Below are 24,411 nucleotides of genomic sequence, written 5' to 3' on the forward strand. Positions count from 1 at the left end.
CCCCCATCGGCGGGCGCCCGCCCGACCCCCAGGCCAGGGAGCGAAATGTGCTGATCACCCACGACACCCGGTGCGCGCTCGACACCGTGGTGGATCTGGTGAACACCGCGCCGGAGGACGATGCGGCGGCGGACGGACTGCCCGATGTCCCGGCTCTCGCTGATTTCGTGCGAAACCACGAGATCAGCGATGTCGGTGTGCTGTCGGAGCTCGACCTCTCGGCGGTGCGCAGGGTGCGGGGGCGCTTCGCGGCGATCTTCGCGGCCCCGGACGCCCGGGCCGCGGCCGGGGCGATCAACGACCTGGTGGCCGCGGCGGGCACCACGCCACGCCTGACGGACCACGACGGCTACGACTGGCATGTGCACTACTTCGCGCCGGGCGCCTCCGTGGCCGATCACCTCGCCGCGGACTGCGGGATGGCGCTGGCCTTCTTCGTGGTGGCCGGCGAGCAGGAGCGGCTGCGTCGCTGCGAGGCACCGGACTGCCGGCGCGCCTTCGTCGATCTCTCCCGCAACCGCTCGCGCCGCTACTGCGACAGCCGCACCTGTGGGAACCGGCTGCATGTCGCCGCCTACCGGGCCCGGCGCAAGGAGGCCACGGGCTGACCGGCGTCGTCCCGGGGCGACGTCGGTCCCGGCGGGTGGCGCCGGGACGGACGTGTACGGCTCACAGCAACAGCAGGTCGTGCAGCGCAGCCATGAGGAGCAGACACCCGATCACCGTCAGGAAGATCATCAGCGGTGGCTGGGAAAGGGCGAAGAGGCACCCGCGCGGCTCGTCCTTCGGCGGCGCGGCCTCGCTCTGTTTCGTGTCCAGCATCTCGCGGCCGATGATGACGCACCCGGCACCCGCCGCGCGATCAACGCACGAGGATCTTGCGGGAGTTCACCGAATACCGTGATCTCTCGTCCGACTCGCTTCGGATGGTGAACGATTCCGGACACCGACCGACACACTGTGTCCTTTCAGTGAGTCGTACGACTGTCATATGCCGTGCTTCTTGAGGATGGCCTCGATGTCGCTGAAGTCGTCACCCGACCCGGAGTTGCCGGGAGCGGCGGCCGGTCGCGCCGCGGGACGGGTCTCCTGGCCCAGGGCGGGCGCCGAACCCGCGGGCGTCACCGCCTCCTGCCGCCTCCCCCTGGCCGCCTTGCGCTCGGGCCCGGTTCCGGCGCGCCGGCGCTCGACCGCGCGGGTGCCGGCGAAGAGGAGCCAGGCCGCGCCCAGCACGCCGAAGCCCGCCCAGGCGGTGGGGCTGAAAGCGGTGTCGGCGAGCCAGCCGACGACCCCGGTCATCACCAGGCCGACCGGCACCAGCGAGTAGGCCACGATGCGCGCCGCCGCGTGGAAGCGCCTGCGGTAGGCCGTGACCACCCCGATGCCCAGGCCTGCCGCGGACACGGCGGAGCAGACGGTCTCGGCAATCATCCGGTCCTCCTGGCGGGCTCGGTCGCGTGGGTGGAAAGCATGGGAAGCGTGGACGGATGCACGGGGCGCTCCGGCGAGGTGCGTCGCGTCCCCGTCCATCGTGCACCGCCCGGCCGTCCCGATGCCATGCTCCCGGCCGGACATCAGGGACATCTCCGGGTCGCCTCCTCCTGGGGCGCCGATGCGGGGCGCCGATGCGGGGTCCGGTCGCCCAAAGCCGGCCGCCGGGCCCCGCCGCCACCGGATGCCGTGGTCGCCGGATGCCGTGGCCGCCGGCGCTCCCCCCGCAGCCACGGGACGCCGTGGCGCGCGGCGCCGTACCGTCCCGATTGGGTCGCCCGCGTCCGGCCTGGAACACTGGCCCGTATGAGCGACTCCTCCCCTGCCCGCACCGACGCCGTCGTTCTCGACGTCTGGTGCGAACTGCAGTGCCCCGACTGCCGCACCGCCCTGGACGACGTCCGCGCCCTGCGTGCCCGCTACGGCGACCGGCTCGAGCCGCGGCTGCGGCACTTCCCGCTGGAGAAGCACAAGCACGCCTTCGCCGCCGCCCAGGCCGCCGAGGAGGCCCTGGAGCAGGGCAAGGGCTGGCCGTACGTGGAGGCCGTGCTGGAGCGGGTGGCGGAGCTGGACCGTGAGGGGGAACCCTTCCTGGTCGAGGTCGCCCGGGAACTCGGCCTGGACGCCGAGGAGTTCGACACCGCGCTGATCGACGGCCGGCACATCCTGATCGTCGACGCCGACCAGGCCGAGGGCAAGGCGATCGGCGTGACCGGCACCCCGACCTACGTCATCGGCGGCGAACGCCTCGACGGCGGCAAGAGCCAGGAGGGCCTGCGCCAGCGGATCGAGGAGATCGCCGACCGGCTGCTGGGCGGGCAGGAGGCCTGACCCGCGGCGCATCGTCTACAGCAGGGGCTTGGACAGGGAACGGGTCGTCGTCTCGTATCCGAGTGACTCGTACAGCCGCTCGGCCGGGGCGTTGCCGGCGAACACGTTGAGGCCGAGGACCGGCCGCCCGGCCTCGATCGCCTGGCGCTCCGCGAGCAGCATCAGCGTACGGCCGTGGCCATGCCCGCGGTGGGCCGCGTCCGTGGCCACGTCGAACACGAACGCCCCCCTGGTGCCCTGCAGCGCCACCCACAGCGTGCCCACCCGGATCCCCTCGTGCTCCAGAACGCTGAAGAGCATGCCGTCGGTCGCGAGCCCGTCGGGCAGCAGCCTGTCGTGGTCGTCGCGGGCCTTGGCGCGGGCCGTCGCCTCGGGCACGCCGCGCGCCATCCACTCCAGGGCGTAGTGCTCGCTCTCGTGCGCCTGCCACGTGTCGAACTCGGCCGGCGTCATGGGCCGCGCGCCGCTGCCCGGCGGGAGCGCGGGCGGGGCGGTGCCGAGGCCCTTCTCCATGCCGCGGTTGCGCAAGGTGTAGCCGAGCGTCTCGAACAGCCGCAGGGCGATGTCCGCCGACGCGGGGACCACGGTCTCGATCTGCCGGCAGCCCCAGCCGCGCGCCACCTCCTCGGCGGCGAGCGCGGCCACCGTGGCCCGGCCGCGCCGCCGGTCGGGCTCGGCTATCCGGATGTCGAGGACGCGGGCCACCGAGTCGCCGAGGGACGGTGAGGTGCCGAGGTGGACCTCACCGACGGGGCGGCTGTTCACACACACCTGGTAGCGGCGCGAACGGGTCCCGTCGGCGTGCTGCTGAAGCGGCTCGGCCGGCCGCAGGGTCGTGGTCATCACAGGTGTTCTACCCGCAGCGCCCGGCCCCGTCAGCCAGTTTTTCCGCGCTCCCGGCGGCCCGGCCCTTCCACGCCCGCGTCAGCCCGCTCCTGCGGACACCCCTCCGCCGGTCTCCCGGGCTCCCCTCGGCCGGTCCCCCGGCTCAGGGGTCCAGGTCCTGCCCGGACCGCTCGTCGAAGACGCGCATCGCCTTGGCGGTCACCGGGCCCGGGGTGCCGGACAGTTCCCGGTCGTCGACCCGGTGGACAGCCTGCACGTCCCGCAGCGTGGAGGTCAGGAACACCTCGTCGGCGCGGTCCAGCACGTCCAGCGGCAGGTCGGTCTCCTTGGCGCCCGTCCACTCGACCGCCAGGGCGCGGGTGATGCCGGGGAGGCATCCGGAGGCGACCGGCGGGGTGTGGATCTCGCCGTCCAGGACGACGAAGACGTTCGACCCGGTGCCCTCGCAGAGCCGGCCGACGGTGTTGCCGAACAGCGCCTCGGAGGCGCCGTCTTCGTGGGCGCGGGCCAGGGCGACGACGTTCTCGGCGTACGAGGTCGTCTTCAGGCCGGTCAGCGCGCCCCGCTCGTTACGGGTCCACGGGACGGTGATCACCGCGGTGGAGTCCGGGCGTCGGGTGGTGGCGCCGAGGGCGACCACCAGGGTCGGGCCGTGCTCACCGCGGTCGGAGCCGAGCGGGCCGTGGCCGCCGGTGTAGGTGATCCGCAGCCGTCCGAGCGGCATCGGATTGGCCTCCAGGACCGCCGCGCAGGCCTCGCGGACCTCGTCGTGGTCGGGGTCGGGCAGGCCGAGCCCCCGGGCCGAGCGGGTCAGCCGGTCCAGGTGCCGGGTGAGCGCGAACGGCTTCCCGTCGACCGCCTTCACCGTCTCGAAGATGCCGTCGCCGACGGTCAGCCCGTGGTCGAAGACGGAGACACGGGCGGATTCCAGGTCCCGCAGCCCGCCGTCCAGCCAGATCCTCATGTGAGCGCCCCTTCGTTGCTTCCCGCCCCACCCGCCCAGCGTTCCTCGTACACCCCCGACGCTACCGCGAGCAGCCGGGACGCCTTCAGCTCGGTCTCCCGCCACTCCCCCTCCGGGTCCGATCCCCAGGTGATGCCGGCGCCGGTGCCGAAGCGGAGCGCCCCGGCGGCGCGGTCGATCCAGAAGGTGCGGATGCCGACGGCCAGCTGGCCGGTCCTGCGGTCGGCGTCCACCCAGCCGATCCCGCCGCAGTACGGGCCGCGCGGTGCCGTCTCCAGCGCCTCGATGATCCGCAGGGCGCTGGACTTGGGCGCGCCGGTGACCGAGCCGGGCGGGAAGGCGGCGGCGAGCAGCTCCGGCCAGCCGGCGTCGGGGCGCAGCTCGCCGCGGACGGTGGAGACGAGGTGGACCAGGCCGGGGTGCTTCTCCACGGCGCACAGGTCGGGGACGGTGACGCTGCCGGTCGCGCAGACACGGCCGATGTCGTTGCGGACCAGGTCCACGATCATCACGTTCTCGGCGTAGTCCTTCTCCAGGAGGTCCGCCTCGGTGCGCCCGGTGCCCTTGATCGGCCCCGACTCCACGGTCCGGCCGTCGCGGCGCAGGAACAGCTCGGGCGAGGCGGTGGCGATCTCCACGCCGTGCTCCGGCAGGCGGATCGTTCCTGCGTACGGCGCAGGGTTGCCGCGGGCCAGCACGGCGGTCAGGGCGTCCACGTCGGCGCCGGGGGCGACGGGCGCGCTCAGCACCCGGCACAGGTTGGCCTGGTACACCTCGCCGGCCGCGATGTGCGCACGGATCCGGCCGACGGCCGCCGTGTACCCGGCGCGGTCCAGGGACGAGGTCCAGTCCCCCGCAGCCGGGCCCCGCCAGCCGCCCGGCACCGGCGCGGGCACGGGCGCCTTCCGTACGTCCGCGAAGCGTGCGCAGGTCAGCCTGCCCTCGAAGTCCGCGCAGACGGCCCAGAAGCCGGAGGAGTCGAGGGCGGCCGGATCGCTGGTGACGTCGAGGAGACCGGTGGCGACGCGGTCGCCGAAGCGGGCCAGAGGGGGCAGGCCGGATGGGTGATGGAGCACGTTGTCGAGTCTAGGTCGGGTGTCCGAGAGGTGGCCCGCGGATGTCCCGGCAGGGCCCCTGACCACCGGGTCCGTCGGACGCACCGCAGCACGCTGCGCAAACGCGTTTTTGTGCTGGCCCGGGAATCCGCTAGAGTTCAACACGTCGCCGGGACGCGGAAGCGGACCGAAACGACAAGCGGACGTAGCTCAGTTGGTAGAGCGCAACCTTGCCAAGGTTGAGGTCGCGAGTTCGAGCCTCGTCGTCCGCTCGAAGGAAGAAGGGGTCATCCCGATCCCCTACACTCCTGGTGGAGTGGCCGAGAGGCGAGGCAACGGCCTGCAAAGCCGTCTACACGGGTTCAAATCCCGTCTCCACCTCCAAGGACGATTAGCTCAGCGGGAGAGCGCTTCCCTGACACGGAAGAGGTCACTGGTTCAATCCCAGTATCGTCCACTGGATCCGTCGGCTCGTACGGCAAGATCCGAACCCGCGCGATTAGCTCAGCGGGAGAGCGCTTCCCTGACACGGAAGAGGTCACTGGTTCAATCCCAGTATCGCGCACAGACTGTGACTCCCGGGTCACAGCCCGCGGACGATTAGCTCAGCGGGAGAGCGCTTCCCTGACACGGAAGAGGTCACTGGTTCAATCCCAGTATCGTCCACACAGCAGGAAGCCCCCGGTCGCGCGACCGGGGGCTTCTTCGTGCGCTCAGCTGGAGAAGAGCATGTGGGCCCAGCTCTTGTTGTGGTGACCGTGGTGCCCGTGACCGCCGTGGTGGCCACCGTGGTGACCGCCGTGCGGGGCACCCCAGGCCGGGGCGGGCGGCGCCGGGTACGCCTGCGGGGCCGGCGGGACGGGCTTGGACCACTGGGACTCCATCTGGGTCAGCGCCTCCAGCTCGCCGTAGTCGAGGAAGATGCCGCGACAACCGCTGCACTGCTCGATCTGGACGCCGCTGCGGTTGTAGGTGTGCATCGGCGCATGGCACTTCGGACACTGCATGCTCGGCTCAACTCCTCGCCGGTAGGTCCTGCTTCGTGTTTCCCCAGGACAGACTCCGTCCGGCCTCGGTCGGTTGCAGCCTAGTCCGGGATTTCCCGGGTCAACTGGTGGGGTACCGAAGTCATTCGGGCGCAGGCGTCGACCAGGGCCTGCTCCACCCCGTCCAGCGGGCGGCCCGCCGCGTGCGCCTTGGTGAGGGCGCGGGCGGCCGTCTGCACGGTGACGGCACGGGCCGGGACGTCCAGCGCGGGCCACGGATCGCCGTCCGCGGGTACGGCCGGGCCGCCGGCCTGGCGGTAGGCGGTCAGGAAGCGGGTCCACTCGTCGGGCGGGAGGAGCCCGCAGGCGTACCAGGCGGCGGGGCGGGCGAGGTCCCAGGCCTGGACACCGAGTCCCAGATCGTCCACGTCGATCAGCTTCCATGGCCCGTCCGGCACCGGATGGCGGACGAGCTGGCCGAGGTGCAGGTCACCGTGGCAGAGGCCGAGGGTGCCGGGCATGGGGGCCTCGGCCCGGGCCCAGGCGGGGAGGGCGGCCCAGGCCTTCAGGACGGGGTGGGCGGCTTCGAGGAGGGTGGGCGGGGGTTCGGGTGCCGAAGTGGGGGCGGGCGAGGACGGGGGTCCGGATGCGGCGCACAGGGCTGCACCGAGCCGGCTCGTCGCGGCGGCGGCCTTGGCGGGGCCGCGCATGGGGGGCAGCGGGCCCGGCGGCTCCGTCCGGTGCAGACGGGCGAGAAGGGTGGCGGCGGCCTCCCAGGGGGCCTCGTCGAGCTCGTCCGGGTCCACCGGGGCGCCGTACGGCCAGAAGCTCACCAGGCGGCCGTGGAGGGGGGCAGGGGCGGGGGCGAGCGGGGCGAGGAGGAGGTCGGGGAACCCGGCGGCCGTGGCGAGGCGGAGGGCCAGGTGGGCGGGGTCGGTGTCCGGGGCGTGCGCCTTGGCGACGGTGTCGGCGTGACGTACGACGGTGGCGTCCGGGCGGTCGGCCAAGGGGGCGGTGGGGGCGCAGGCGCAGAGGGCCCCGCCGGAGTCCGGGTGGGCGGCGGCTTCGGCCTGCGCGGTGAGAGCGGGGAGGAGAGTCACGGGGGCCTCGGGGTGGGGTGGGCTGCGGAGCGAGCGTACGCGGACGGGCGGCCGTGACGGTGCTCGGTGCCGAAGCTGCACGGGGGGACACGCCTGCCCGCGCCGGCGAGGTGCCTCCTGAGGGGGCAGCGGTCCGGCTGCCCGCGGCTGCGTCGGTACGCCCGGCCTCGGCCGTGAACGGCGCAATGCCGGCGCAGCTCCCCAGCTGCGCCGGCATTCGTGCCGTCCGCCGCACCCCCGTCCCCACGGGGTTTCATGGGTGGATGTCCCCGCCCGGACCGCTCTTCCGGGCCTGGGGCGCCGCTCAGCGCCCCAGCATCGCACCCACGGACGACGCCTGTGTGGCCACCGTCTCCCAGCCGTCGAAGACGAGCAGGAGCAGGGCCGCCAGGGGAAGGGCCATGAGTGTCGCCACCAGGGGGTGTCGACGGCCCGTCCGGCGGGGGGCGAACGCTGTACGTCGCGGTGCCGTGTGGGCCATGGTCCCTCTCCTGACCGTTTCGGTTGTCCTTCGGCAGCGGCGGGTGCCTGACCTCGGGGGACGAGTGCTGCACCCGCCGCTTGACCTCAAATCTAGGTGGGGAGCGCTCGCCGCACGTCATGCCTTCGTACCGATTGGCGGGCCTCCCGGAGGATGAGCCCTCGGCGGGGACGTACTCCCCTGGGTGGAGACGCGGTCGCAGGCCTCGGGGTCTTCCCTGAGGGGCCGCCCGCTCTGTCCCGTCATTTCCGAAGCGTCCACAGGGTCGGAAAGGGTGACTTCGATCACTTCGGTCCGCGGCGCGTGGGAGGCCGTGCGTGGTGCGTGGTCCGTGCGGGGACGGGGTCCGGCGGTTGTGCCGGAAGCGTGTGCGGCGGACGGGCGGAGGCGCGGATCCGGACCTGGCGCCGATCCAACGTCCTTACGGCATGGGCCCGTTGGGGGCACAGTCGGTTCAAGGGCGCCGTGTTGCATGGCTTCCTGACCGTCTTTCACGTCGTACGGACGGCGCGCACAATCCATCCGGCCGAGAGGGCGCGGCCTCTGCGCGCAGGCGGCCGGGGAAACGTAAGCTGTGCCACGTCACAGGGACCGGGCAGCGGGGATGAACATGGCGATGATGCGCCTGAGGCGCGAGGACCCGCGCGTCGTCGGCTCGTTCAGGCTTCACCGACGGCTCGGCGCGGGTGGGATGGGCGTGGTCTATCTCGGCTCCGACAAGAAGGGGCAGCGGGTCGCGCTGAAGGTGATCCGGCCCGACCTGGCGGAGGACCAGGAGTTCCGGTCCCGGTTCGCGCGTGAGGTCTCGGCGGCCCGGCGCATCAGGGGAGGGTGTACGGCCCGGCTGGTCGCCGCGGACCTGGAGGCCGACCGCCCCTGGTTCGCCACCCAGTACGTGCCCGGGCCCTCCCTGCACGACAAGGTCGCCGACGAGGGCCCGCTCGGCGCGGCCGACACCGCGGCCGTCGGCGCCGCCCTGTCGGAGGGGCTGGTCGCCGTGCACGAGGCGGGTGTCGTCCACCGGGACCTGAAGCCCTCCAACATCCTGCTGTCCCCCAAGGGACCCCGGATCATCGACTTCGGCATCGCCTGGGCCACCGGCGCCTCCACCCTCACCCATGTGGGCACCGCGGTCGGCTCGCCCGGCTTCCTCGCCCCGGAGCAGGTGCGCGGCGCCGTCGTCACCCCGGCCACGGACGTGTTCTCCCTGGGCGCGACCCTGGCGTACGCCTCCACGGGCGACTCGCCCTTCGGGCAGGGCAGTTCCGAGGTGATGCTGTACCGGGTGGTGCACGAGGAACCGCAGCTGCACGGCGTACCGGACGCGCTCGCCCCGCTGATCCGGGCCTGCCTGGCGAAGGACCCCGAGGAGCGGCCCAGCACCCTGCAGCTGTCGCTGCGGCTGAAGGAGATCGCCACCCGGGAGGCACAGGGCCTGGCCGACGTGCGTCCGCCCGCGCCGCGCGCCGCCGAGGCGGACCGGCCCACCGGCCGGCTCGTCGACACCTACCCCGAGCCGCAGCGCATCCAGCGGCGCACCTCCCCCGGCACCCCGGTGCCACGCGCCGGTACGCCGCCACGGGGCGGCGCCCCGGTGCGCGGTGTGCCCTCGCGCGGCGGCAGCGGCGCGCGCGGCGCAGGTGCCGCGGGCCGGCCGGGTACGGTGCGCCCGACCCCGGTCCCGCGCGGCACCGCGCCGCGCTCCGGCAACGGGAGCCGGCCCACCGGGCGGCGCGGCTCCGGGCGGCCGGCGCAGCGGACGACGGGCTCCGGGCGGCGGCCGGCCAATCCCCGGCTGCTGCGGCAGCGGTTGTTCGTGTTCGTGGTGGTGACGCTGCTCGTGGCGCTCGGCATCGCGGTCGCGCAGGGCTGCCAGGGCCCGGCCCGCGGGCTCGGCGACGACGGCGGCGTACGGCGGCAGCAGCACGCGCAGCCGGGTCACCGGCCCCCGGTCGCCGGTGCGCTCATGTCCCGGCGGTACGAGTCGACCCTGGGCCGCGCCTCCGGGTGGTGAGCGTCGGCCCGGGGCCGGGTCAGGACTCCGGTCGGCCGGTGGCCACGGCGTAGAAGGCGACCGCTGCGGCCGCGCCCACGTTGAGCGAGTCGACGCCGTGGGCCATCGGGATGCGGACCCATTCGTCGGCGGCGACCAGGGCCTGGGTGGACAGTCCGTCGCCCTCGGCGCCGAGCATGAGCGCCACCCGGTCCATCCGGTGCGGGGCGGCCTCGTCCAGGGTGCGGGCCTTGTCGTCCGGGGTGAGCGCGAGCAGGGTGAACCCGGCCTCGCGGACCGACTCCAGCCCCTTCGGCCAGGTCTCCAGGCGGGCGTACGGCACGGAGAACACCGCGCCCATGGAGACCTTGACGCTGCGCCGGTACAGCGGGTCGGCGCAGTCGGGCGACAGCAGGACCGCGTCCATACCGAGGGCGGCGGCCGAGCGGAAGATCGCGCCGATGTTGGTGTGGTCGTTGACCGATTCCATGATCACGACCCGGCGGGCGCTGCGCAACAACTCCCCCGCCGTCGGCAGCGGTTTGCGCTGCATGGAGGCGAGGGCGCCGCGGTGCACGTGGTAGCCGGTGACCTGCTCGGCGAGTTCGGGGCTCACGGCGTAGACGGGGGCGGGCAGTTCGTCGATGACGTCGCGCATGACGTCGATCCACTTGGCGGACAGCAGCATCGAGCGCATCTCGTAGCCCGCTTCCTTGGCCCGGCGGATGACCTTCTCGCCCTCGGCGATGAACAGGCCCTCGGCCGGCTCGCGCTTGCGGCGCAGCTCGACGTCGGTCAGGCCCGTGTAGTCGGAGAGGCGGGGGTCGTCGGGGTCCTCGACGGTGATGAGATCGGCCACAGGGTGATACTGCCTTGTCCTGGGTGTGGTGCCAACGGCTGGGAACGGGTCTGTTACCCGGGGTTACCGTCGATCAAGTGGGCATGAAGGTGCGGCCTCAGGAGGCGGACCGCGGTCCGACCGCGACGACCTCGCCGATGACGATGACCGCCGGGGGCTTGACTTCCTCGGCCCGTACGGCCTCGGCAACCGTGGCGAGCGTGGCGTCGACGCGGCGCTGAGCGGCCGTCGTCCCCTCCTGGACCAGCGCGACGGGGGTCTCGGGGGACTTGCCGTGCGCGACGAGCGTCTCGGCGATCTTCCCGATCTTGTCGACGCCCATCAGGATCACCAGCGTGCCGGTGAGCTTGGCCAGCGACGGCCAGTCGACCAGGGAACGCTCGTCGTCGGGGGCCACGTGCCCGCTGACCACGGTGAACTCGTGGGCGACGCCCCGGTGCGTGACCGGGATGCCGGCCGCACCCGGCACCGAGATGGAGCTGGAGATGCCCGGCACGACCGTGCACGGGATGCCGGCCTCGGCGAGCGCCTGGACCTCCTCCATGCCCCGGCCGAAGACGAACGGGTCGCCGCCCTTGAGCCGTACCACCGACTTGCCCTGCTTGGCGTGCTCGATGAGCGCGTCGTTGATGGCCTCCTGGGCCATGTAGCGGCCGTACGGGATCTTCGCCGCGTCGATGACCTCGACGTGCGGCGGGAGTTCGGCGAGCAGGTCGCGCGGGCCCAGCCGGTCGGCGATGACGACGTCCGCCTCGCCGAGCAGCCGGCGGCCGCGGACCGTGATCAGGTCGGGGTCGCCGGGGCCGCCGCCGACCAGGGCGACGCCGGGGGTGCGGGTGCGGTGGTGGGGCGCCACCAGGGTGCCGTCCCGCAGGCCCTCCACCACCGCGTCCCGGATGGCGGCGGTGTGCCGGGGGTCCCGGCCGCGGGCGTCCGTGGTGAGCACGGCCACGGTGACGCCCTCGCTGTGGCCGGTGGCCGGGGTCCATGCGGTGGCCTGGTCGGCGTCGTCGGAGCGCACGCACCAGACGCGGTGGCGCTCCGCCTCGGCGGAGGCCTGCGCGTTGGCCTCGGCGTCGCTGGTGGCGATCAGCGCGTACCAGGCTTCGGCGAGGTCGCCGTCCCGGTACGGGCGCCTGGCCCAGGTGATCTCGCCCGCGTCCGCCATGGCCTCGACGGAGGGGGTGGCCTCGGGGGACACGAGGACGATGTCCGCGCCTGCCGCGATCAGCGCGGGGAGGCGGCGCTGGGCCACCTGGCCGCCGCCGAGGACGACCACACGGCGGCCGGAGAGGCGGAGGCCTACGGGGTAGGCGGGGTGTTCGGCCATGAGGGACGGCTCCTCGTGCAGCTCTGCGTTGTGGGGGCGCGCTGCACCTTCGGAGCGGCCCTGACGTGCGGATTTTAGCGGTGGGCAGGGCAGACGGCACGGGTGGTCCGGCAACTGAACGCCGGACCACCCGCGCTGTGACGCCTACTTCTCCGTGACGCCCGCCGAATCGAACGTCGCCACCTCGTGCATCGCTCTCGCCGTGCTCTGCACCAGCGGCAGGGCCAGCAGTGCGCCCGTGCCCTCGCCGAGGCGGAGGTCGAGGTCGACCAGGGGGCGCAGGCCCAGCTTGTTGAGCGCGGCCACGTGGCCCGGCTCGGCGCTGCGGTGGCCCGCGATGCAGGCCGCGAGGACCTCGGGGGCGATGGCGCGGGCGACGAGGGCCGCGGCGCCGGCGCTGACGCCGTCCAGGATGACCGGCGTACGCAGGGAGGCACCGCCGAGGAGCAGGCCGACCATGGCCGCGTGTTCGAAGCCGCCGATGGCCGCGAGAACGCCGATCGGGTCGGCCGGGTCCGGCTGGTGGAGTTCCAGGGCACGGCGCACGACCTCGGTCTTGCGGGCCAGGGTCTCGTCGTTGATGCCGGTGCCACGGCCGGTGACCTCGGCCGGGTCGGCGCCGGTGAAGACGGAGATCAGCGCGGCCGACGCCGTCGTGTTGGCGATGCCCATCTCGCCGGTGAGCAGCGCCTTGTTGCCGGCTGCCACCAGGTCGCGGGCGGTCTCGATGCCGACCTCGATGGCGGCCTTGGCCTCCTCGCGGCTCATCGCGGGACCGGTGGTCATGTCGGACGTGCCGCCGCGGATCTTGCGGGGCAGCAGGCCGGGGGTGGCGGGCAGGTCGGCGGCGACACCGACGTCCACGACGCACACCTCGGCGCCGACTTGGGTGGCGAAGGCGTTGCAGACCGCTCCCCCGCCGAGGAAGTTGGCCACCATCTGGGCGGTGACCTCCTGCGGCCAGGGGGTGACGCCCTGAGCGTGCACGCCGTGGTCACCGGCGAAGATGGCGACGGCGGCGGGCTCCGGGATCGGCGGCGGGCACTGCCGGGACAGCCCCGACAGCTGCGCGGAGATGATCTCCAGCATGCCGAGTGCGCCGGCCGGCTTGGTCATGCGCTTCTGGCGCTCCCAGGCCTCACCGAGCGCCTTGGCGTCGAGCGGGCGGATCTGTGCGACGGTCTCGGCAAGCAGGTCGTGGGGTTCCTCTCCGGGCAGGGCGCGGCGGCCGTACGTCTCCTCGTGCACCACCCAGGACAGGGGGCGTCGCTTGGACCAGCCGGCCTGCATCAGCTCCGGCTCGTCCGGGAACTCGTCGACGTACCCGACACACAGGTAGGCGACGACCTCCAGGTGCTCGGGCAGGCCGAGCGTGCGGACCATCTCCCGCTCGTCGAAGAAGCTGACCCAGCCGACGCCGAGGCCTTCGGCGCGGGCGGCGAGCCAGAGGTTCTCCACCGCGAGCGCCGAGGAGTAGGGCGCCATCTGCGGCTGGGTGTGACGGCCGAGGGTGTGCCGCCCGCCGCGGGTGGGGTCCGCGGTGACGACGATGTTGACCGGGGTGTCGAGGATGGCCTCGATCTTCAGTTCCTTGAACTGCTTGGCCCGGCCCTTCGGCAGCGACTTGGCGTACGCCTCGCGCTGTCGCATCGCCAGTTCGTGCATCGTCCGCCGGGTTTCGGCGGAGCGGATGACGACGAAGTCCCAGGGCTGCGAGTGGCCCACGGAGGGCGCCGTGTGGGCGGCCTCCAGGACACGCAGCAGCACCTCGTGCGGGATCGGGTCGCTGCGGAAGCCGTTGCGGATGTCGCGCCGCTCGCGCATCACCTTCAGAACGGCCTCGCGCTCGGCGTCCGCGTAACCGGGCGCGGCCGGACCGGTGGACTGCTGTGCCTCTGCCACGTCGGCCGTGCTCTCTTCCTGGTCGGCGGCCCTGGTCTGCAGGTCCTCCGCGTGCTGGACGACGTCGGGGGTGTGCTCCGCGTCCGGGGCGGGCGGGACGAGGTCCGGCTCGGCCTCGCGGGGGGCGGGCACGGTGGCCACGGGTTCCGGCTGGGTCTGGGGGCCCTGCGGTCCCTGCGGCACCTGCGGGCCGTGGGGCTCCTGTGCGACCTGCGGCTCCTGCGACGCCTGTGCCATCTGCGGCTCCTGCGGATCCTGCGGCCCTTGGACGGCCGACACGTCCTGCGTGATCTCCGCGGGGAGGACGAGGGGCTGCGGCGGGGTGGGCGCCAGGTGCGGGGTGGTGGGCACCTGGCCGTCCACGGGCACGAACTGCCCGAGCGGCTGCTGCGCGGCCGGCTCCAGCGACACGTGGGACGGCAGCGGCACCCCGGCACCGTCGGTGGCCTGCTGCCCGGGGGCCTCCGCGGACGCGGGGGCGGCTTCGGCGGCTGCCGGTACGGAGGCGGCCTCGGCGGGCTGGGCCTGGGGGTCGACCGGCGCGGCCGGGGCGGCTACCGGGGCCGCGTCGGCAGCCGGGGCGACCTGAGCGGGCTGCCGGACCGCGTCCTGGACGGCCGCGGGTTCGGGCTGGGGCTGGGGCTGCGGCGCGCCGGGCACACCCTCGGCGGTGGGAGCGACGGGTTCGGCGGTGCCGTCGACGGGGGCCCGCACCAGAACGGCGGCCTCGGCCGGGGCGACCGCGGCCGCCTCGGCTTCCCCGGCGACCGGCGCGGAGGCCGGGGCCACGGACTCGGGCGCCTCTGCCGGCTCGGGGGCCGGGCCGGCGTCGGTGAGCTGTGCGGCTTCGGGGGCCTGGAGAGCGTCCGCGTTCTGGACGGCTTCGGGGGCCGTCTGTACGGTCTCGGGTGCCGGGCCGGCGTCCACCGCCTGTGCGGCCTCGGGAACCTGGACGGCCTCCGGCGCCTGAGCAGCCGGCGCCTCAGCGGCCGGCGCCTCAGCGGCCGGCGCCTGAGCGGCTTCCGAGGCGTGAGCGGTCTCCGGGGCCTGGACCACGTTGGGCGCCGGCACCGCCTCGGCCGTGGGGGCGGCGGCCTCAGCCATCCGCTGCGCGGCTTCGGCGTCCGGCGCGGTCTGCATGGGAGCGGCCTCCGGTACGGCCTGGGCGGGAACCGCCTCGGGCGCACCGGCGCCGGGAGCGGCCTCGGCCACGCCCTGAACGGCGACGGCGTCCGGCAGTCCCTCCGCGGGGACGGCATCCGCCCGCAGGCTCGCGTCCTGCGCGGCGGCGGCCCCGTCGGCGCCCGCGGGCACCTGCCCGGCGTCGGCGAACTCCGGGCCCACGCCCTGCTCCGGGCCCTCGCCCGGCTGAGCCGCCTCCGCGACGGCGGGCTGCTCGACCACAGCCTCCGGGACGACCGTCCGCTCCGGTTCCGCGGCCGTCGGCGCCTCGGCCGCGATCGGCTGCCCGCCGGGAGCGTCCTCCGGGTTCAGCGGGGCCTGCTCGGCCTCGGCGGCGGGCTGGGCGGAGGGCGCGTAGGTGCCCTCGGGACCCACGTACACCCCGTCGTGCCCCTGCGCCGGCTGCACGCCGTCATGGCCGTGCACCAGCTGCGTGGTGCCCGCGGCTGCCTGGGTCGCGAGGCGGGCGACGGCGGCCTGGGCGGCGTCGGAGGGGTCGATGTGGTCGGCGGAGGGCGCCACCGCTTCCCCCGGGTCCGTCGCGGCCACCGGCGTCGCGGCGACGATCGGGTCCGCCACGGCCACGGCAGGCGTCACGTCCACCGGTTCCGACACGGCCACGGCAGGAGTCACGTCCGCCGGTTCCGGCACGGCCGCCGGAACAACGCTCGGGTCAACCGTTTCGGCAGCCGGTACCTGGGCGCTCACCTGGGCCGTGGCCGTCGGTGCCGCGCCCCAGGGCGTCGCGGTCTGCGGGGCCGTCTCGCGCAGTGGCTGCGCGTCAAGGTACTCGGGGCCGGCCGGGGCCGGGCCCGGCTGCCGTACCGGCGCACCCGCGGGCCCGCGGTCGGCGAGGGAGCGGACCGGGCTGGCCGAGGCGTCGGGGATCGGCGGGCCGAGGTGCAACGGCCGGCGCGGCTGCTGCGGGGCGCCCGTCAGGTCGTGCGGGGCGGAGAGGATGGGTGACGGCGGCACGGACGCCGGGGCCGGGTTCGGCAGCCGGACGCCGCTGAGGTCGACGGAGCCGCTGTCGCGGCCGGCCGTCTCGTGCGGCCCCGGCTCATGGACGGCCTCCACCACCGGTTCCGGAGCGGGTGGCGGCACCTCGTTGCCCCACGCGCCCTGGGCACCCGGCAGCAGCAGGTCTTCGTCCTCGGCGGGTGCCTCGGAGAGGTAGGTGTACGCGCCGTGCGCGGGGGCGCCCGGCTGCTCCACCATGCCTGCGCTCTCCGGCTGCCCGTCGCCCGGGACCTGGCCGGTGTCGGTCATGCGTACCCCTCGCCCATCGGTTAGTGCTCCTACGACCAGCTCACCCGGAACGGCGCACCGACCGCCCCGCAGTGAAGAACGAGCGTCCGTGCCCAGCGGCACGAACGACCCGCCGGAAAAGGCGACAAAGCCATTCAGTGGCATTGTCCCGGTCGTTGCGCCGTCGCGACAGCATGATCCGCGACAGGCCGCTGTGGACTGCGCCACGTTGCGCGTCCTCCGGTTCCGCAGTACCACACCCACCCCAAAACGGGCGTGCTTTCCGGACATTGGCGAACGAAGTTCCGGGCCGCCCGGTGTGGCACAACGATCGGCCAGCCTACCGCGCGCAGTACGACAACAGGATCACGGGGCGCGATCCGGAAGAATGCCGCTGAGCAGGAACGCGACGCTCCGCTCGGTCTCCGTCCAGGCCCGGGTGTCGAGTTCGACGGACTGCAGCAGGGCGCACTCGACCCGGTAGCCGTGCTCGGTCAGGTCGCGGCCGACGAGTTCGGCGGCGTCGCGGGTCGCGGCGTGGGTGACGATGCGCTGCGGGCGCCGGTCGGCAACCGCAGAGACGACGGCCACTCCCCCGCCGCCGACCCGTACGACGTCCGGTTCGGGCAGGTTCTCCAGGACGTGCGGGGCGCTGCCGCGCACCACTTGGAGCTGTACGCCGGACCGGCGGCCGGCGGCCTCGGTCCGGGCGCACGCCCGCGGGTCCAGGTCGACGGCGATGACGGCCGCCCCGGCCCGGGCGGCCTCGGCGGCGAACGCGCCTGAGCCGGAGCCGATGTCCCAGACGAGGTCGCCGATCCGGGGTCCCAGGCGGGCGAGTTGGGCGGCGCGGAGCAGTTCCGTCTCGCCCTCCCCGAGTCGGCCGCCGAGTGCGCCGGAGTGTCCGTCGGCGTAGGCCGCGTCGGGCTGGACCCAGCCGCGCGGGCCGGCGCCCGGGTCGCGTCCGGCGATCCAGCCGCCGCTCTCGGCGGCGACCGCCCGTCCGCCGATGACGATGACCACGTTGGGGTCGCGCCAGGTGTGGTCGGCCGCCTTGTCGGAGGTGACGACGGTCACCTGCTCGCGTTCGGTGCCCAGTTCCTCGCAGATGACGAAGGTCCGGTGGACGCCGTCCAGGAGGAGGCCGAGTTCGGCGGGACCGGCGCCCGGTGCGGTGAGGACGGCGACCTTGGTGTGGGCGCGGCAGACGTTCACGGCACGGCGCAGGGTGCGCGGGTGGGCGACGACCACCTGGGCGTCGTCCCAGGGCATGCCGGCCCGGGCGAAGGCGGCGGCCACGGCGGAGACGGCGGGGACGACCTCGACCTCGAGGCCGAACTCCGGTGCGCGCAGGGTCCGTACGACGCCGAAGAAGCCGGGGTCGCCGTCGGCGAACACCACGGCGGTGCCACGGTGGGCGGCGATCCGGCGGGCCGCGAGCGCGACGCTGCCGAGGCGGACGCGTTCGGCGGTGGGCGGGACCTCGGGCAGCGCCAGGTGGTGGGCCGCGCCCGCCACGAGCGTGGCGGCGCCGAGGGCGGAGCGTGCCGCGTCGGTCAGCGGCGAACCGTCCCAGCCGATCACCGTGACCCGGTCGGCCATCGTCGTTTGTCTCCAGGTTTGCGCAGGTCGTGAGGGTACGGGCCCGTGGGCAGGCTCCGTGAGAGTACCTGGTGGAGCTGTCGGTCGCGCGCCGGGGCAGGGCCCGCGGTCCCGGCGAGGTCAGTTCCAGTCGGAGTACGACGTGAAACCGCCGGTGTCGGCGAGCTGTCCGTCGGCGCCCTCGAGGTCCTCCGGCAGCAGGCTCCACACGATGTAGTCGGTGCGCACCTCGGTCCAGGTGCCGTCGTCGGCGCGGTGGTGCGCTATGCAGGCGTTGCGCAGGACGCCCTCGCTGATACAGCCGATCTTCTGGGCGACCTGCTGGGCGGCGGTGTTGTCGGCGGCGGTGCGCAGTTCGATGCGCTCGAACTTCCGGTCGTGGAACAGCCACTGGGCGGTGGCGAGCGCGGCTTCCGAGGCGTAGCCCTCGCCGCGGGCCCAGGGGGCGATGATGTACGACATCTCGGTGGAGCGCACGCGCCAGTTGGTCCTGGCGAGCCGGACGATGCCGACCAGGCGCTGGGTGAGGAATTCGGTCACCGCGAGCTCGAGACCGCGCCCCGCGACGCGTTCGGCGGGGGCGTCCCGGGTGATCCAGCGCCGCGCCCGGTCCTCGGTGCAGGGCTGGGGGGAGCCGGCCCAGGCGGTGACCTGTTCGTCGTTCATCGTCTCGGCCAGCGCGGGCGCGTCGTCCTCGTCGAGGGGGCGCAGCACCAACCGCTCCGTGCTGATGGAGATGTTGGGGAAGGTGCTCATCATGCGCCGCTCCGTAACTTCGGAAAAACCTTCAGGTCCTGCTGAACTGCCCAGCATGCAGCATGTAACCACTGAACCGCACTGCGGGGCCCGCTCCCCGTGAGGGAGCGGGCCCCGCAGTTGTACGGCCGGCTCAGAAGGAGGGGATGACCGAGCCCTGGTACTTGTCCTCGATGAACTTCTTCACCTCGGGCGAGGTGAGGAGCTTGGCGAGCTTCTCGACCCGCGGGTCCTTCTCGTTGCCCTTCTTCACGGCGAGGAAGTTGCCGTACGGGCTGTTCTTGGCGGACTCCAGGACGATCGCGTCCTTGGCGGGCTTCAGACCGGCGGAGATGGCGTAGTTGCCGTTCACCACGGCCGCGTCCACGTCGTCCAGGGAGCGCGGGGTCTGGGCCGCCTCGACCTCCTTGAACTTGAGGCTCTTGGGGTTCTTGGTGATGTCCTGCGGGGTGGCCTCGTTGCCGACGCCGGACTTGAGGGTGATGAGCCCGTTGTCGGCGAGGAGCTTCAGGGCACGGGCCTCGTTGACGGCGTCGTTCGGGACGGCGACGGTCGCACCGCTCTTCAGGGCGTCGGCCTTCTTGACCTTGTGGGAGTACAGGCCGAGCGGCTCCAGGTGCACCGTGACGACGGGCACGATGTGGGTGCCGCGCTTGCTGTTGAAGTCGTCCAGGTACGGCTGGTTCTGGAAGTAGTTGGCATCCACCGAGCCGTCCTCGGTCGCCGTGTTCGGCGTGATGTAGTCCGTGAACTCCTTGACCTCCAGGTCGAGGCCCGCCTTCTTCGCCAGGTTCTTCTTGACGAAGTTCAGGATCTCGGCGTGCGGGGTCGGGCTCGCGGCGACGACCAGCGGACCGCTGCGGTCGGAGGAGCCGGCGGAGTCCTTGCCGGAGCCGCAGGCGGTCAGCCCGAAGGTGAGGGCTCCGGCGGCGAGGACGGCGGTGGTGAGCTTGGCGGTGTTACGCACGAAAAGTGCCTTTCCTTAAGGGTGGTGCGACCCGTCGTGGGTGGGGACGGGGGACTGTGGGCCGCTTACGCGACCTTGCTGACGTCGGCCGCCGCGGGCTCCGTCGCCTTCAGCAGGCGGAGCTTCGGCGCGGGGCCGGAGCGGCCGCCGCGGCTGTGCAGGGAGCGGGCGGCGAAGTCGCCGGCGAACTGGATCAGCGAGATCACGACGGCGAGGATCGCGACGGTGATCCACATCAGCTCGGTCTCGAAGCGCTGGTAGCCGTAGCGGACGGCGAGGTCGCCGAGGCCGCCGCCGCCGACCGTGCCGGCCATGGCGGAGTAGCCGATGAGGGCGATGACCGTGGTGGTGGTGCTGGCGATCAGCGAGGGCAGGGCCTCGGGGACGAGGACCTTGCGGACGATCGTCCAGCTGTTGCCGCCCATGGACTGCACGGCCTCGACCAGGCCCCCGTCCACTTCCCGGACGGCCGTCTCGACCAGGCGGGCGAAGAACGGGATGCCGCCGATGGCGAGCGGCACGATCGCGGCGGTCGTCCCGATGGTCGTCCCGGTGACCCAGCGCGTGAAGCTCATCAGCGCGACCATCAGGATGATGAACGGCATGGACCGGCCGACGTTCACGATCTGACCGATCACCTTGTTGGCGACCACGTTCTGCAGCAGACCGCCCCGGTCGGTGAGGACGAGGAGGAGACCGAGCGGAAGGCCGGCGGCGACGGCGATCAGGGTGGACCAGAGCACCATCTGGAACGTCTCGGTACACGCCTGCGACAGCAGCGGCTGCATCTCGGACCAGGTCACTTGGCCCCCTCCTTCACCAGCTCGGGCGCCTGTGCCTCGGCTCCGACGACATCGATCTGCAGGCCCTGTTCGCGCAGGAACCCGATCGGCACCACGTTGTCCTCGTAGCGGCCGGGCAGCTCGATGCGCATGCGGCCGATCTGCAGTCCGCCGACGGTGTCGATGGCGGCGCCGAGGATCGAGATGTCGACGTTGTAGGTGCGCGAGAGCTGGGAGATGACCGGCTGGGTCGCGGCCTCGCCGTGGAAGGTGACGTCGAGCACGGTCCGGTCGGCGCCGGTGCGCTCGCCGCTCACCGGGAACAGCGCGGCGGCGAGCTCGGAGCCGGGGGTGGCGAGCAGTTCGCTGACCGTGCCGGACTCCACGATCCGGCCCTTCTCCATGAGGGCGGCGGAGTCGCAGACCGCCTTCACGACGTCCATCTCGTGGGTGATGAGCAGGACGGTGAGGCCCAACTGCCGGTTCAGGTCGCGCAGCAGCTGGAGGATGGAGCGGGTGGTCTCCGGGTCGAGGGCGCTGGTGGCCTCGTCGGAGAGCAGCACCTTGGGGTCGCCGGCCAGGGCGCGGGCGATGCCGACGCGCTGCTTCTGCCCGCCGGAGAGCTGGGCCGGGTGGGCCCGGGCCTTGTCGGCGAGGCCGACCAGGTCGAGGAGTTCCAGGGCCTTGCGGGAGCGCTCCTTCCCGGAGACGCCGAGGATCTCCAGCGGCAGCTCGACGTTGTCCTGCACGGTCCGCGAGGACAGCAGGTTGAAGTGCTGGAAGACCATGCCGATACGGCTGCGCGCCTGGCGCAGCTGCTTGCCGGCGCGCGGGCCGCGGCCGGCGAGCGCGGTGAGGTCCTGTCCGGCGACGGTCACGGTGCCGGAGGTGGGACGCTCCAGGAGGTTGACGCAGCGGATGAGGGAGGACTTGCCGGCGCCGGACTGGCCGATGACGCCGTAGACCTCGCCTTCGCGGACGTGGAGATCGACGCCGTCGAGGGCGGTGACCTCGCGGCCGCGGGAGCGGTAGACCTTGGTCAGGCCCGAGGTGGTGATCACAGGATTTCCGTCACTGTCAGTTGCGCGGGCGTGGGTGTGCCCGGGCACGGGTGCATGCGGTTCAGGCATGAGGGGTGGATGTGCGTCTCGTACGGACTGCGGCGCACGGACATGCCACGGCTCTCGCTTCGGGGCGCGAGGCTCAGCTGATGCGGGGGCCCTCTAGAAGGCGCACATTCGACACATCAGGCGACACATACAACGAGCACCGGGCGTCATGGTCGCCTCGGTCGCAAGGGTGCGGCAGCTCGTCGTGGTCATGCGATCAGTAAACCAGACCTACGGTCCTGACCTGCCGCCGCTGTCCGGATGGTGGACAGGGGCGGACAGCGCCGGCCGGCCGCTCAGCCGCGGACGGAGATCTCCACGCCCCCGTCGGAGACCAGTGCGGACAGGGCCGACAGGTCCTTGACCACGAGGTCGGCGGCCAGCTCCTCGGCCCGGTGGGTTGTGGCCAACGCCACGGTCGTCATGCCGGCCGCGCGTCCCGCCCGGAGTCCGGCGGGTGCGTCCTCGAAGACGACGCAGCGGGCCGGGTCCACGCCGAGCTGCCGGGCGGCGAGCAGATAGGGCTCGGGGTCGGGCTTGCCGCGGGTGACGTCGTCGGCGCTGACCAGGGCCTTCGGGCGGATGCCGACGGCGTCGAGACGGGCCTCGGCGAGGCGACGGGTGGCGGAGGTGACCACGGTCCAGCGGTCGGCCGGGAGGGAGTCCAGGAAGTCCCGGGTGCCGGGCAGCAGGCGGACGCCGCCGTTCGGCACGTCCTCGACCTCGAGCTGCTCGACCCGGGCGACCGCCTCGGGGACGAGCCGGCCGGGCAGCAGGTCGGCGACTATCTCCACGGCCGTCCGCCCGTGCAGCTCGACGCTCCGGAACTTCTCGGCGGTGATCCCGTACTCCCGGGCCCAGCGGGTCCAGCAGCGCTCGACGGAGTCGAGGGAGGAGACGAGGGTGCCGTCGTTGTCGAACAGAAGGGCCTGCGCGTGGATCGTCATGGTCTAGACCCTACGGCGTACGGCGGGGTCGGCGGCGATGGGCCGATTGCGCCGTAATAAGGTCGCGGCATGCTCAACGCCCTGACGCTGGTGACCGGGGTCGCCGCGCTGCTGCTCGCCGCCTGGTGCGGCTGGGCGGCCTACCGTGATCAGCCGACCAAGGACTGGCACTTCATCGGCATGGCCGTGGTGTCGCTGCTGGCCGTGGTCCAGCTGGTGGTCGGGATCGTGCAGCTGGCGCGGGGCGAGAAGCCGGAGCAGGGTACGACGATCTTCGTGGCGTACCTGCTGGGCGCGTTCGCGTGCGTTCCGGCGGCGGGGTTCATGTCCCTCGCCGAGCGGACCAGGTGGGGCTCGGTGACGGTCGCCGCCGGCGGTGTGGTGCTGGCCGTACTGGAAGTGCGGCTCTTCGACATCTGGGGAGGCTGAGGTGACGGCGGTGGAGGAGAAGCCGACCCGGTTGATCAGCGGGCCGGGCATGCTGCTCGTCTGGTTCTACGGCGTGATGGTGGTGGGCGCGGTGTCACGTTCCGCGTACGAGATCTCGACGGACTTCCAGCGGGCGCCGCTCGCCTACGCGCTGTCGGCCGTGGCCGGGGTGGTGTACGGGTTCATCACGTACACGCTGATCCGGGGCGGGGAGACGGCTCGGCGGGCGGCCCTGGTGTGCTGCGCCGCCGAGCTCGCGGGTGTCCTTCTCGTCGGTACGTGGACCCTGATCGACCGCTCGGCCTTCCCGGACTCGACCGTCTGGTCGTACTACGGGGCGGGGTACGTCTTCATCCCGGTGCTGCTCCCGGTCTCCGCGATGTACTGGCTGCGCAGGGCCCGCGACACCGTCACGCCGTAGCCGCGTACGTGCCTGCCTGCTTCTCCAGGATGATCAGCTCCACCCCGTCCGTGCCCCGGGACCTGCCCACCGTCTCGTAGCCGGATCGCCGGTACAGACGGAGGTTGCCCTCGCTGCGGTGGCCGGTGAAGAGACGGAACCTGGTGGCGCCGCGCTGCTGGGACAGGGCCGTCTCGGCCGCGCGGAGCAGGCGTGCGCCGATGCCGTGGCCCTGGAGACGGGGATGGACGCAGAGCTTGCCGATGGCGGCGGCGCCGTCCTCGGTGATCTTGCCGCGGACCGAACCGACCACCTCGTCGCCGAGACGCGCGACGAAGACGCAGTCGGACGCGACTTCCTCACGGACGGAATCCAGGGTCTGCACGAGCGGGTCGATGCGGTAGTTGCCGTACAGCGCCGCCTCGCTCTGGAAGCACAGGTACTGGAGCCGGAAGATCTGCTCCGCGTCCTGCTCGGTCGCCTCCGAGATGGTCACGCTCATGCCCATGTGCGCATGCCTCCCGCTCACCTGATCACCTGTCGTCCCCCACTCCTATCCCCGCACTTCGCGGGCCGCAACCTCCGGCGTGAGCAATCGGCGCAGACATCCCAGACATCTGGAGCGTTCCGGGCCGAGACTGCCTTGTGAGATACCCAACTCCCCCGCGATTTCCCGGTATGTCAGGTCCCTCGGGGACAGCAGGGCCTCCAGCAGACGGGGGCAGCGGCCGGGCAGCCGGCGGACCGCCTCGCGCAGGGCGCGGTGCCGGGTGGCCGAGAGGACGAGCTGTTCCGGTCCACGGCGGACGTCGTCGGCCGGCTCGGCGCCGTACGGCCGTTCGAGGCGGGTGGTACGGCGGCTGCGGCGCGCCTCGGCGCGGACGGCCTTGCGCAGCCAGCCCTGCGGATCCGGGGGCGGCCCATCGGTCTCCAGCCGCTCCAGCAGCCGGAGCCAGACGGCCTGTTCCAGATCGCCCGGCTCACTCCCGGCGGCATGTGCCTCGGCAGAGGCCTCGGCGGTGAGCAGGGGGTGCAGGGCGGCCACCAGGTCGTGCGTCATATGCGGAACGACGCGCCGCCCCGGACGGAGGTTTCCGGGGCGGTGTGGAGTCAATCCGAACGTGGTGCGGCGTACCGGGCCGTTGACGCAG

Annotated in this window: 23 protein-coding genes and 5 tRNA genes; 10 read left to right on the top strand and 18 right to left on the bottom strand. The window is 73.2% G+C overall.

Going from position 1 to position 24,411, the window contains the following annotated elements; translation table 11 throughout:
- Positions 1–47 precede the first annotated feature (47 nt).
- Complete coding sequence (locus ACIHEJ_RS21330) at positions 48–608, top strand: CGNR zinc finger domain-containing protein (RefSeq protein ID WP_400137940.1); 561 nt, start codon at positions 48–50, stop codon at positions 606–608.
- Between the two features lie 61 nt (positions 609–669).
- On the opposite strand, the gene ACIHEJ_RS21335 is transcribed toward ACIHEJ_RS21330, so the two are convergent.
- Both ACIHEJ_RS21335 and ACIHEJ_RS21340 read right to left on the bottom strand, forming a co-directional pair.
- Positions 670–822 carry a hypothetical protein gene (locus ACIHEJ_RS21335; protein ID WP_400137943.1) on the bottom strand — a complete coding sequence of 51 codons (153 nt, stop codon included), beginning with the start codon at positions 820–822 and terminating at the stop codon, positions 670–672.
- Between the two features lie 165 nt (positions 823–987).
- Positions 988–1,431 (bottom strand): hypothetical protein, encoded by a 444-nt coding sequence (locus tag ACIHEJ_RS21340; RefSeq protein ID WP_400137945.1) that lies wholly within the window; start codon positions 1,429–1,431, stop codon positions 988–990.
- A gap of 366 nt (positions 1,432–1,797) precedes the next feature.
- Between ACIHEJ_RS21340 and ACIHEJ_RS21345 the strand changes: the two genes are divergently transcribed.
- Positions 1,798–2,322, top strand: a complete 525-nt coding sequence (locus ACIHEJ_RS21345) for a DsbA family protein (protein ID WP_400137948.1) — start codon at positions 1,798–1,800, stop codon at positions 2,320–2,322.
- A gap of 15 nt (positions 2,323–2,337) precedes the next feature.
- Here the strand turns inward: ACIHEJ_RS21345 and ACIHEJ_RS21350 are convergent, their stop codons facing one another.
- The 3 genes from ACIHEJ_RS21350 to ACIHEJ_RS21360 all read right to left on the bottom strand — a co-directional run bounded on the left by ACIHEJ_RS21350 (position 2,338) and on the right by ACIHEJ_RS21360 (position 5,208).
- Positions 2,338–3,165, bottom strand: coding sequence for a GNAT family N-acetyltransferase (locus ACIHEJ_RS21350; RefSeq protein ID WP_400137951.1), 828 nt, complete (start codon positions 3,163–3,165; stop codon positions 2,338–2,340).
- A gap of 145 nt (positions 3,166–3,310) precedes the next feature.
- Positions 3,311–4,132 (bottom strand): aminotransferase class IV, encoded by an 822-nt coding sequence (locus ACIHEJ_RS21355; protein ID WP_400137954.1) that lies wholly within the window; start codon positions 4,130–4,132, stop codon positions 3,311–3,313.
- On the bottom strand, positions 4,129–5,208 hold the full coding sequence (locus tag ACIHEJ_RS21360) for a chorismate-binding protein (RefSeq protein WP_400137958.1): 1,080 nt from the start codon (positions 5,206–5,208) through the stop codon (positions 4,129–4,131). Before ACIHEJ_RS21360 ends, ACIHEJ_RS21355 begins: the two co-directional genes overlap by 4 nt.
- Before the next feature lie 178 nt (positions 5,209–5,386).
- Between ACIHEJ_RS21360 and ACIHEJ_RS21365 the strand changes: the two genes are divergently transcribed.
- The 5 genes from ACIHEJ_RS21365 to ACIHEJ_RS21385 all read left to right on the top strand — a co-directional run bounded on the left by ACIHEJ_RS21365 (position 5,387) and on the right by ACIHEJ_RS21385 (position 5,853).
- Positions 5,387–5,459: transfer RNA gene (locus ACIHEJ_RS21365), tRNA-Gly, on the top strand.
- A 38-nt stretch (positions 5,460–5,497) separates the two neighbouring features.
- A tRNA-Cys gene (locus ACIHEJ_RS21370) sits at positions 5,498–5,571 on the top strand.
- Between the two features lies 1 nt (position 5,572).
- Positions 5,573–5,644: transfer RNA gene (locus ACIHEJ_RS21375), tRNA-Val, on the top strand.
- A gap of 36 nt (positions 5,645–5,680) precedes the next feature.
- Positions 5,681–5,752 (top strand) — tRNA-Val (locus ACIHEJ_RS21380).
- A gap of 29 nt (positions 5,753–5,781) precedes the next feature.
- Positions 5,782–5,853, top strand: a tRNA-Val gene (locus ACIHEJ_RS21385).
- 47 nt (positions 5,854–5,900) lie between these two features.
- On the opposite strand, the gene ACIHEJ_RS21390 is transcribed toward ACIHEJ_RS21385, so the two are convergent.
- Both ACIHEJ_RS21390 and ACIHEJ_RS21395 read right to left on the bottom strand, forming a co-directional pair.
- A complete protein-coding gene (locus tag ACIHEJ_RS21390) occupies positions 5,901–6,194 on the bottom strand; it encodes a zf-TFIIB domain-containing protein (protein ID WP_400137959.1) in 294 nt (97 codons plus the stop codon).
- A gap of 80 nt (positions 6,195–6,274) precedes the next feature.
- Positions 6,275–7,273 carry a phosphotransferase gene (locus ACIHEJ_RS21395; RefSeq protein ID WP_400137961.1) on the bottom strand — a complete coding sequence of 333 codons (999 nt, stop codon included), beginning with the start codon at positions 7,271–7,273 and terminating at the stop codon, positions 6,275–6,277.
- Between the two features lie 1,085 nt (positions 7,274–8,358).
- Here ACIHEJ_RS21395 and ACIHEJ_RS21400 point away from each other — a divergent pair.
- The gene (locus tag ACIHEJ_RS21400) at positions 8,359–9,768 is read left to right on the top strand and encodes a protein kinase (protein WP_400137963.1); all 1,410 of its coding nucleotides are present in this window, start codon (positions 8,359–8,361) and stop codon (positions 9,766–9,768) included.
- Positions 9,769–9,787: 19 nt separating this feature from the next.
- Here the strand turns inward: ACIHEJ_RS21400 and ACIHEJ_RS21405 are convergent, their stop codons facing one another.
- From ACIHEJ_RS21405 to ACIHEJ_RS21445, 9 genes are all read right to left on the bottom strand, one after another.
- The gene (locus tag ACIHEJ_RS21405; RefSeq protein ID WP_400137965.1) at positions 9,788–10,606 is read right to left on the bottom strand and encodes a TrmH family RNA methyltransferase; all 819 of its coding nucleotides are present in this window, start codon (positions 10,604–10,606) and stop codon (positions 9,788–9,790) included.
- Between the two features lie 97 nt (positions 10,607–10,703).
- Entirely contained in the window at positions 10,704–11,936 is a 1,233-nt protein-coding gene (cobA, locus tag ACIHEJ_RS21410; protein WP_400137968.1) for a uroporphyrinogen-III C-methyltransferase, read from the bottom strand.
- A gap of 144 nt (positions 11,937–12,080) precedes the next feature.
- Positions 12,081–16,289: a nicotinate-nucleotide--dimethylbenzimidazole phosphoribosyltransferase gene (gene cobT / locus ACIHEJ_RS21415; RefSeq protein ID WP_400137971.1), complete on the bottom strand. Its 4,209-nt coding sequence runs from the start codon at positions 16,287–16,289 to the stop codon at positions 12,081–12,083.
- Positions 16,290–16,634: 345 nt separating this feature from the next.
- Entirely contained in the window at positions 16,635–17,870 is a 1,236-nt protein-coding gene (gene cbiE, locus ACIHEJ_RS21420; protein ID WP_400137973.1) for a precorrin-6y C5,15-methyltransferase (decarboxylating) subunit CbiE, read from the bottom strand.
- A gap of 120 nt (positions 17,871–17,990) precedes the next feature.
- On the bottom strand, positions 17,991–18,629 hold the full coding sequence (locus ACIHEJ_RS21425) for a GNAT family N-acetyltransferase (protein ID WP_400137976.1): 639 nt from the start codon (positions 18,627–18,629) through the stop codon (positions 17,991–17,993).
- Positions 18,630–18,759: 130 nt separating this feature from the next.
- Positions 18,760–19,593, bottom strand: coding sequence for a MetQ/NlpA family ABC transporter substrate-binding protein (locus ACIHEJ_RS21430; RefSeq protein ID WP_400137979.1), 834 nt, complete (start codon positions 19,591–19,593; stop codon positions 18,760–18,762).
- A 65-nt stretch (positions 19,594–19,658) separates the two neighbouring features.
- Complete coding sequence (locus tag ACIHEJ_RS21435; RefSeq protein WP_400137981.1) at positions 19,659–20,396, bottom strand: methionine ABC transporter permease; 738 nt, start codon at positions 20,394–20,396, stop codon at positions 19,659–19,661.
- A complete protein-coding gene (locus ACIHEJ_RS21440; protein WP_400137984.1) occupies positions 20,393–21,436 on the bottom strand; it encodes a methionine ABC transporter ATP-binding protein in 1,044 nt (347 codons plus the stop codon). Before ACIHEJ_RS21440 ends, ACIHEJ_RS21435 begins: the two co-directional genes overlap by 4 nt.
- Positions 21,437–21,780: 344 nt before the next feature.
- The gene (locus ACIHEJ_RS21445; RefSeq protein WP_400137987.1) at positions 21,781–22,431 is read right to left on the bottom strand and encodes an HAD family hydrolase; all 651 of its coding nucleotides are present in this window, start codon (positions 22,429–22,431) and stop codon (positions 21,781–21,783) included.
- A gap of 69 nt (positions 22,432–22,500) precedes the next feature.
- On the opposite strand from ACIHEJ_RS21445, the gene ACIHEJ_RS21450 reads away from it, so the two are divergent.
- Positions 22,501–22,860: a hypothetical protein gene (locus ACIHEJ_RS21450; protein ID WP_400137989.1), complete on the top strand. Its 360-nt coding sequence runs from the start codon at positions 22,501–22,503 to the stop codon at positions 22,858–22,860.
- A 1-nt stretch (position 22,861) separates the two neighbouring features.
- Complete coding sequence (locus ACIHEJ_RS21455; protein WP_400137991.1) at positions 22,862–23,281, top strand: hypothetical protein; 420 nt, start codon at positions 22,862–22,864, stop codon at positions 23,279–23,281.
- On the opposite strand, the gene ACIHEJ_RS21460 is transcribed toward ACIHEJ_RS21455, so the two are convergent.
- On the bottom strand, positions 23,271–23,768 hold the full coding sequence (locus ACIHEJ_RS21460) for a GNAT family N-acetyltransferase (protein WP_400138304.1): 498 nt from the start codon (positions 23,766–23,768) through the stop codon (positions 23,271–23,273). The two genes, ACIHEJ_RS21455 and ACIHEJ_RS21460, sit on opposite strands and share 11 nt — an antisense overlap.
- A gap of 45 nt (positions 23,769–23,813) precedes the next feature.
- On the bottom strand, positions 23,814–24,320 hold the full coding sequence (locus ACIHEJ_RS21465) for an RNA polymerase sigma factor (RefSeq protein WP_400137994.1): 507 nt from the start codon (positions 24,318–24,320) through the stop codon (positions 23,814–23,816).
- Positions 24,321–24,411: the final 91 nt, after the last annotated feature.

Origin of the sequence: Streptomyces sp. NPDC052301 (assembly GCF_044593395.1) — a bacterium.
In the GTDB taxonomy this organism is placed as follows: domain Bacteria; phylum Actinomycetota; class Actinomycetes; order Streptomycetales; family Streptomycetaceae; genus Streptomyces.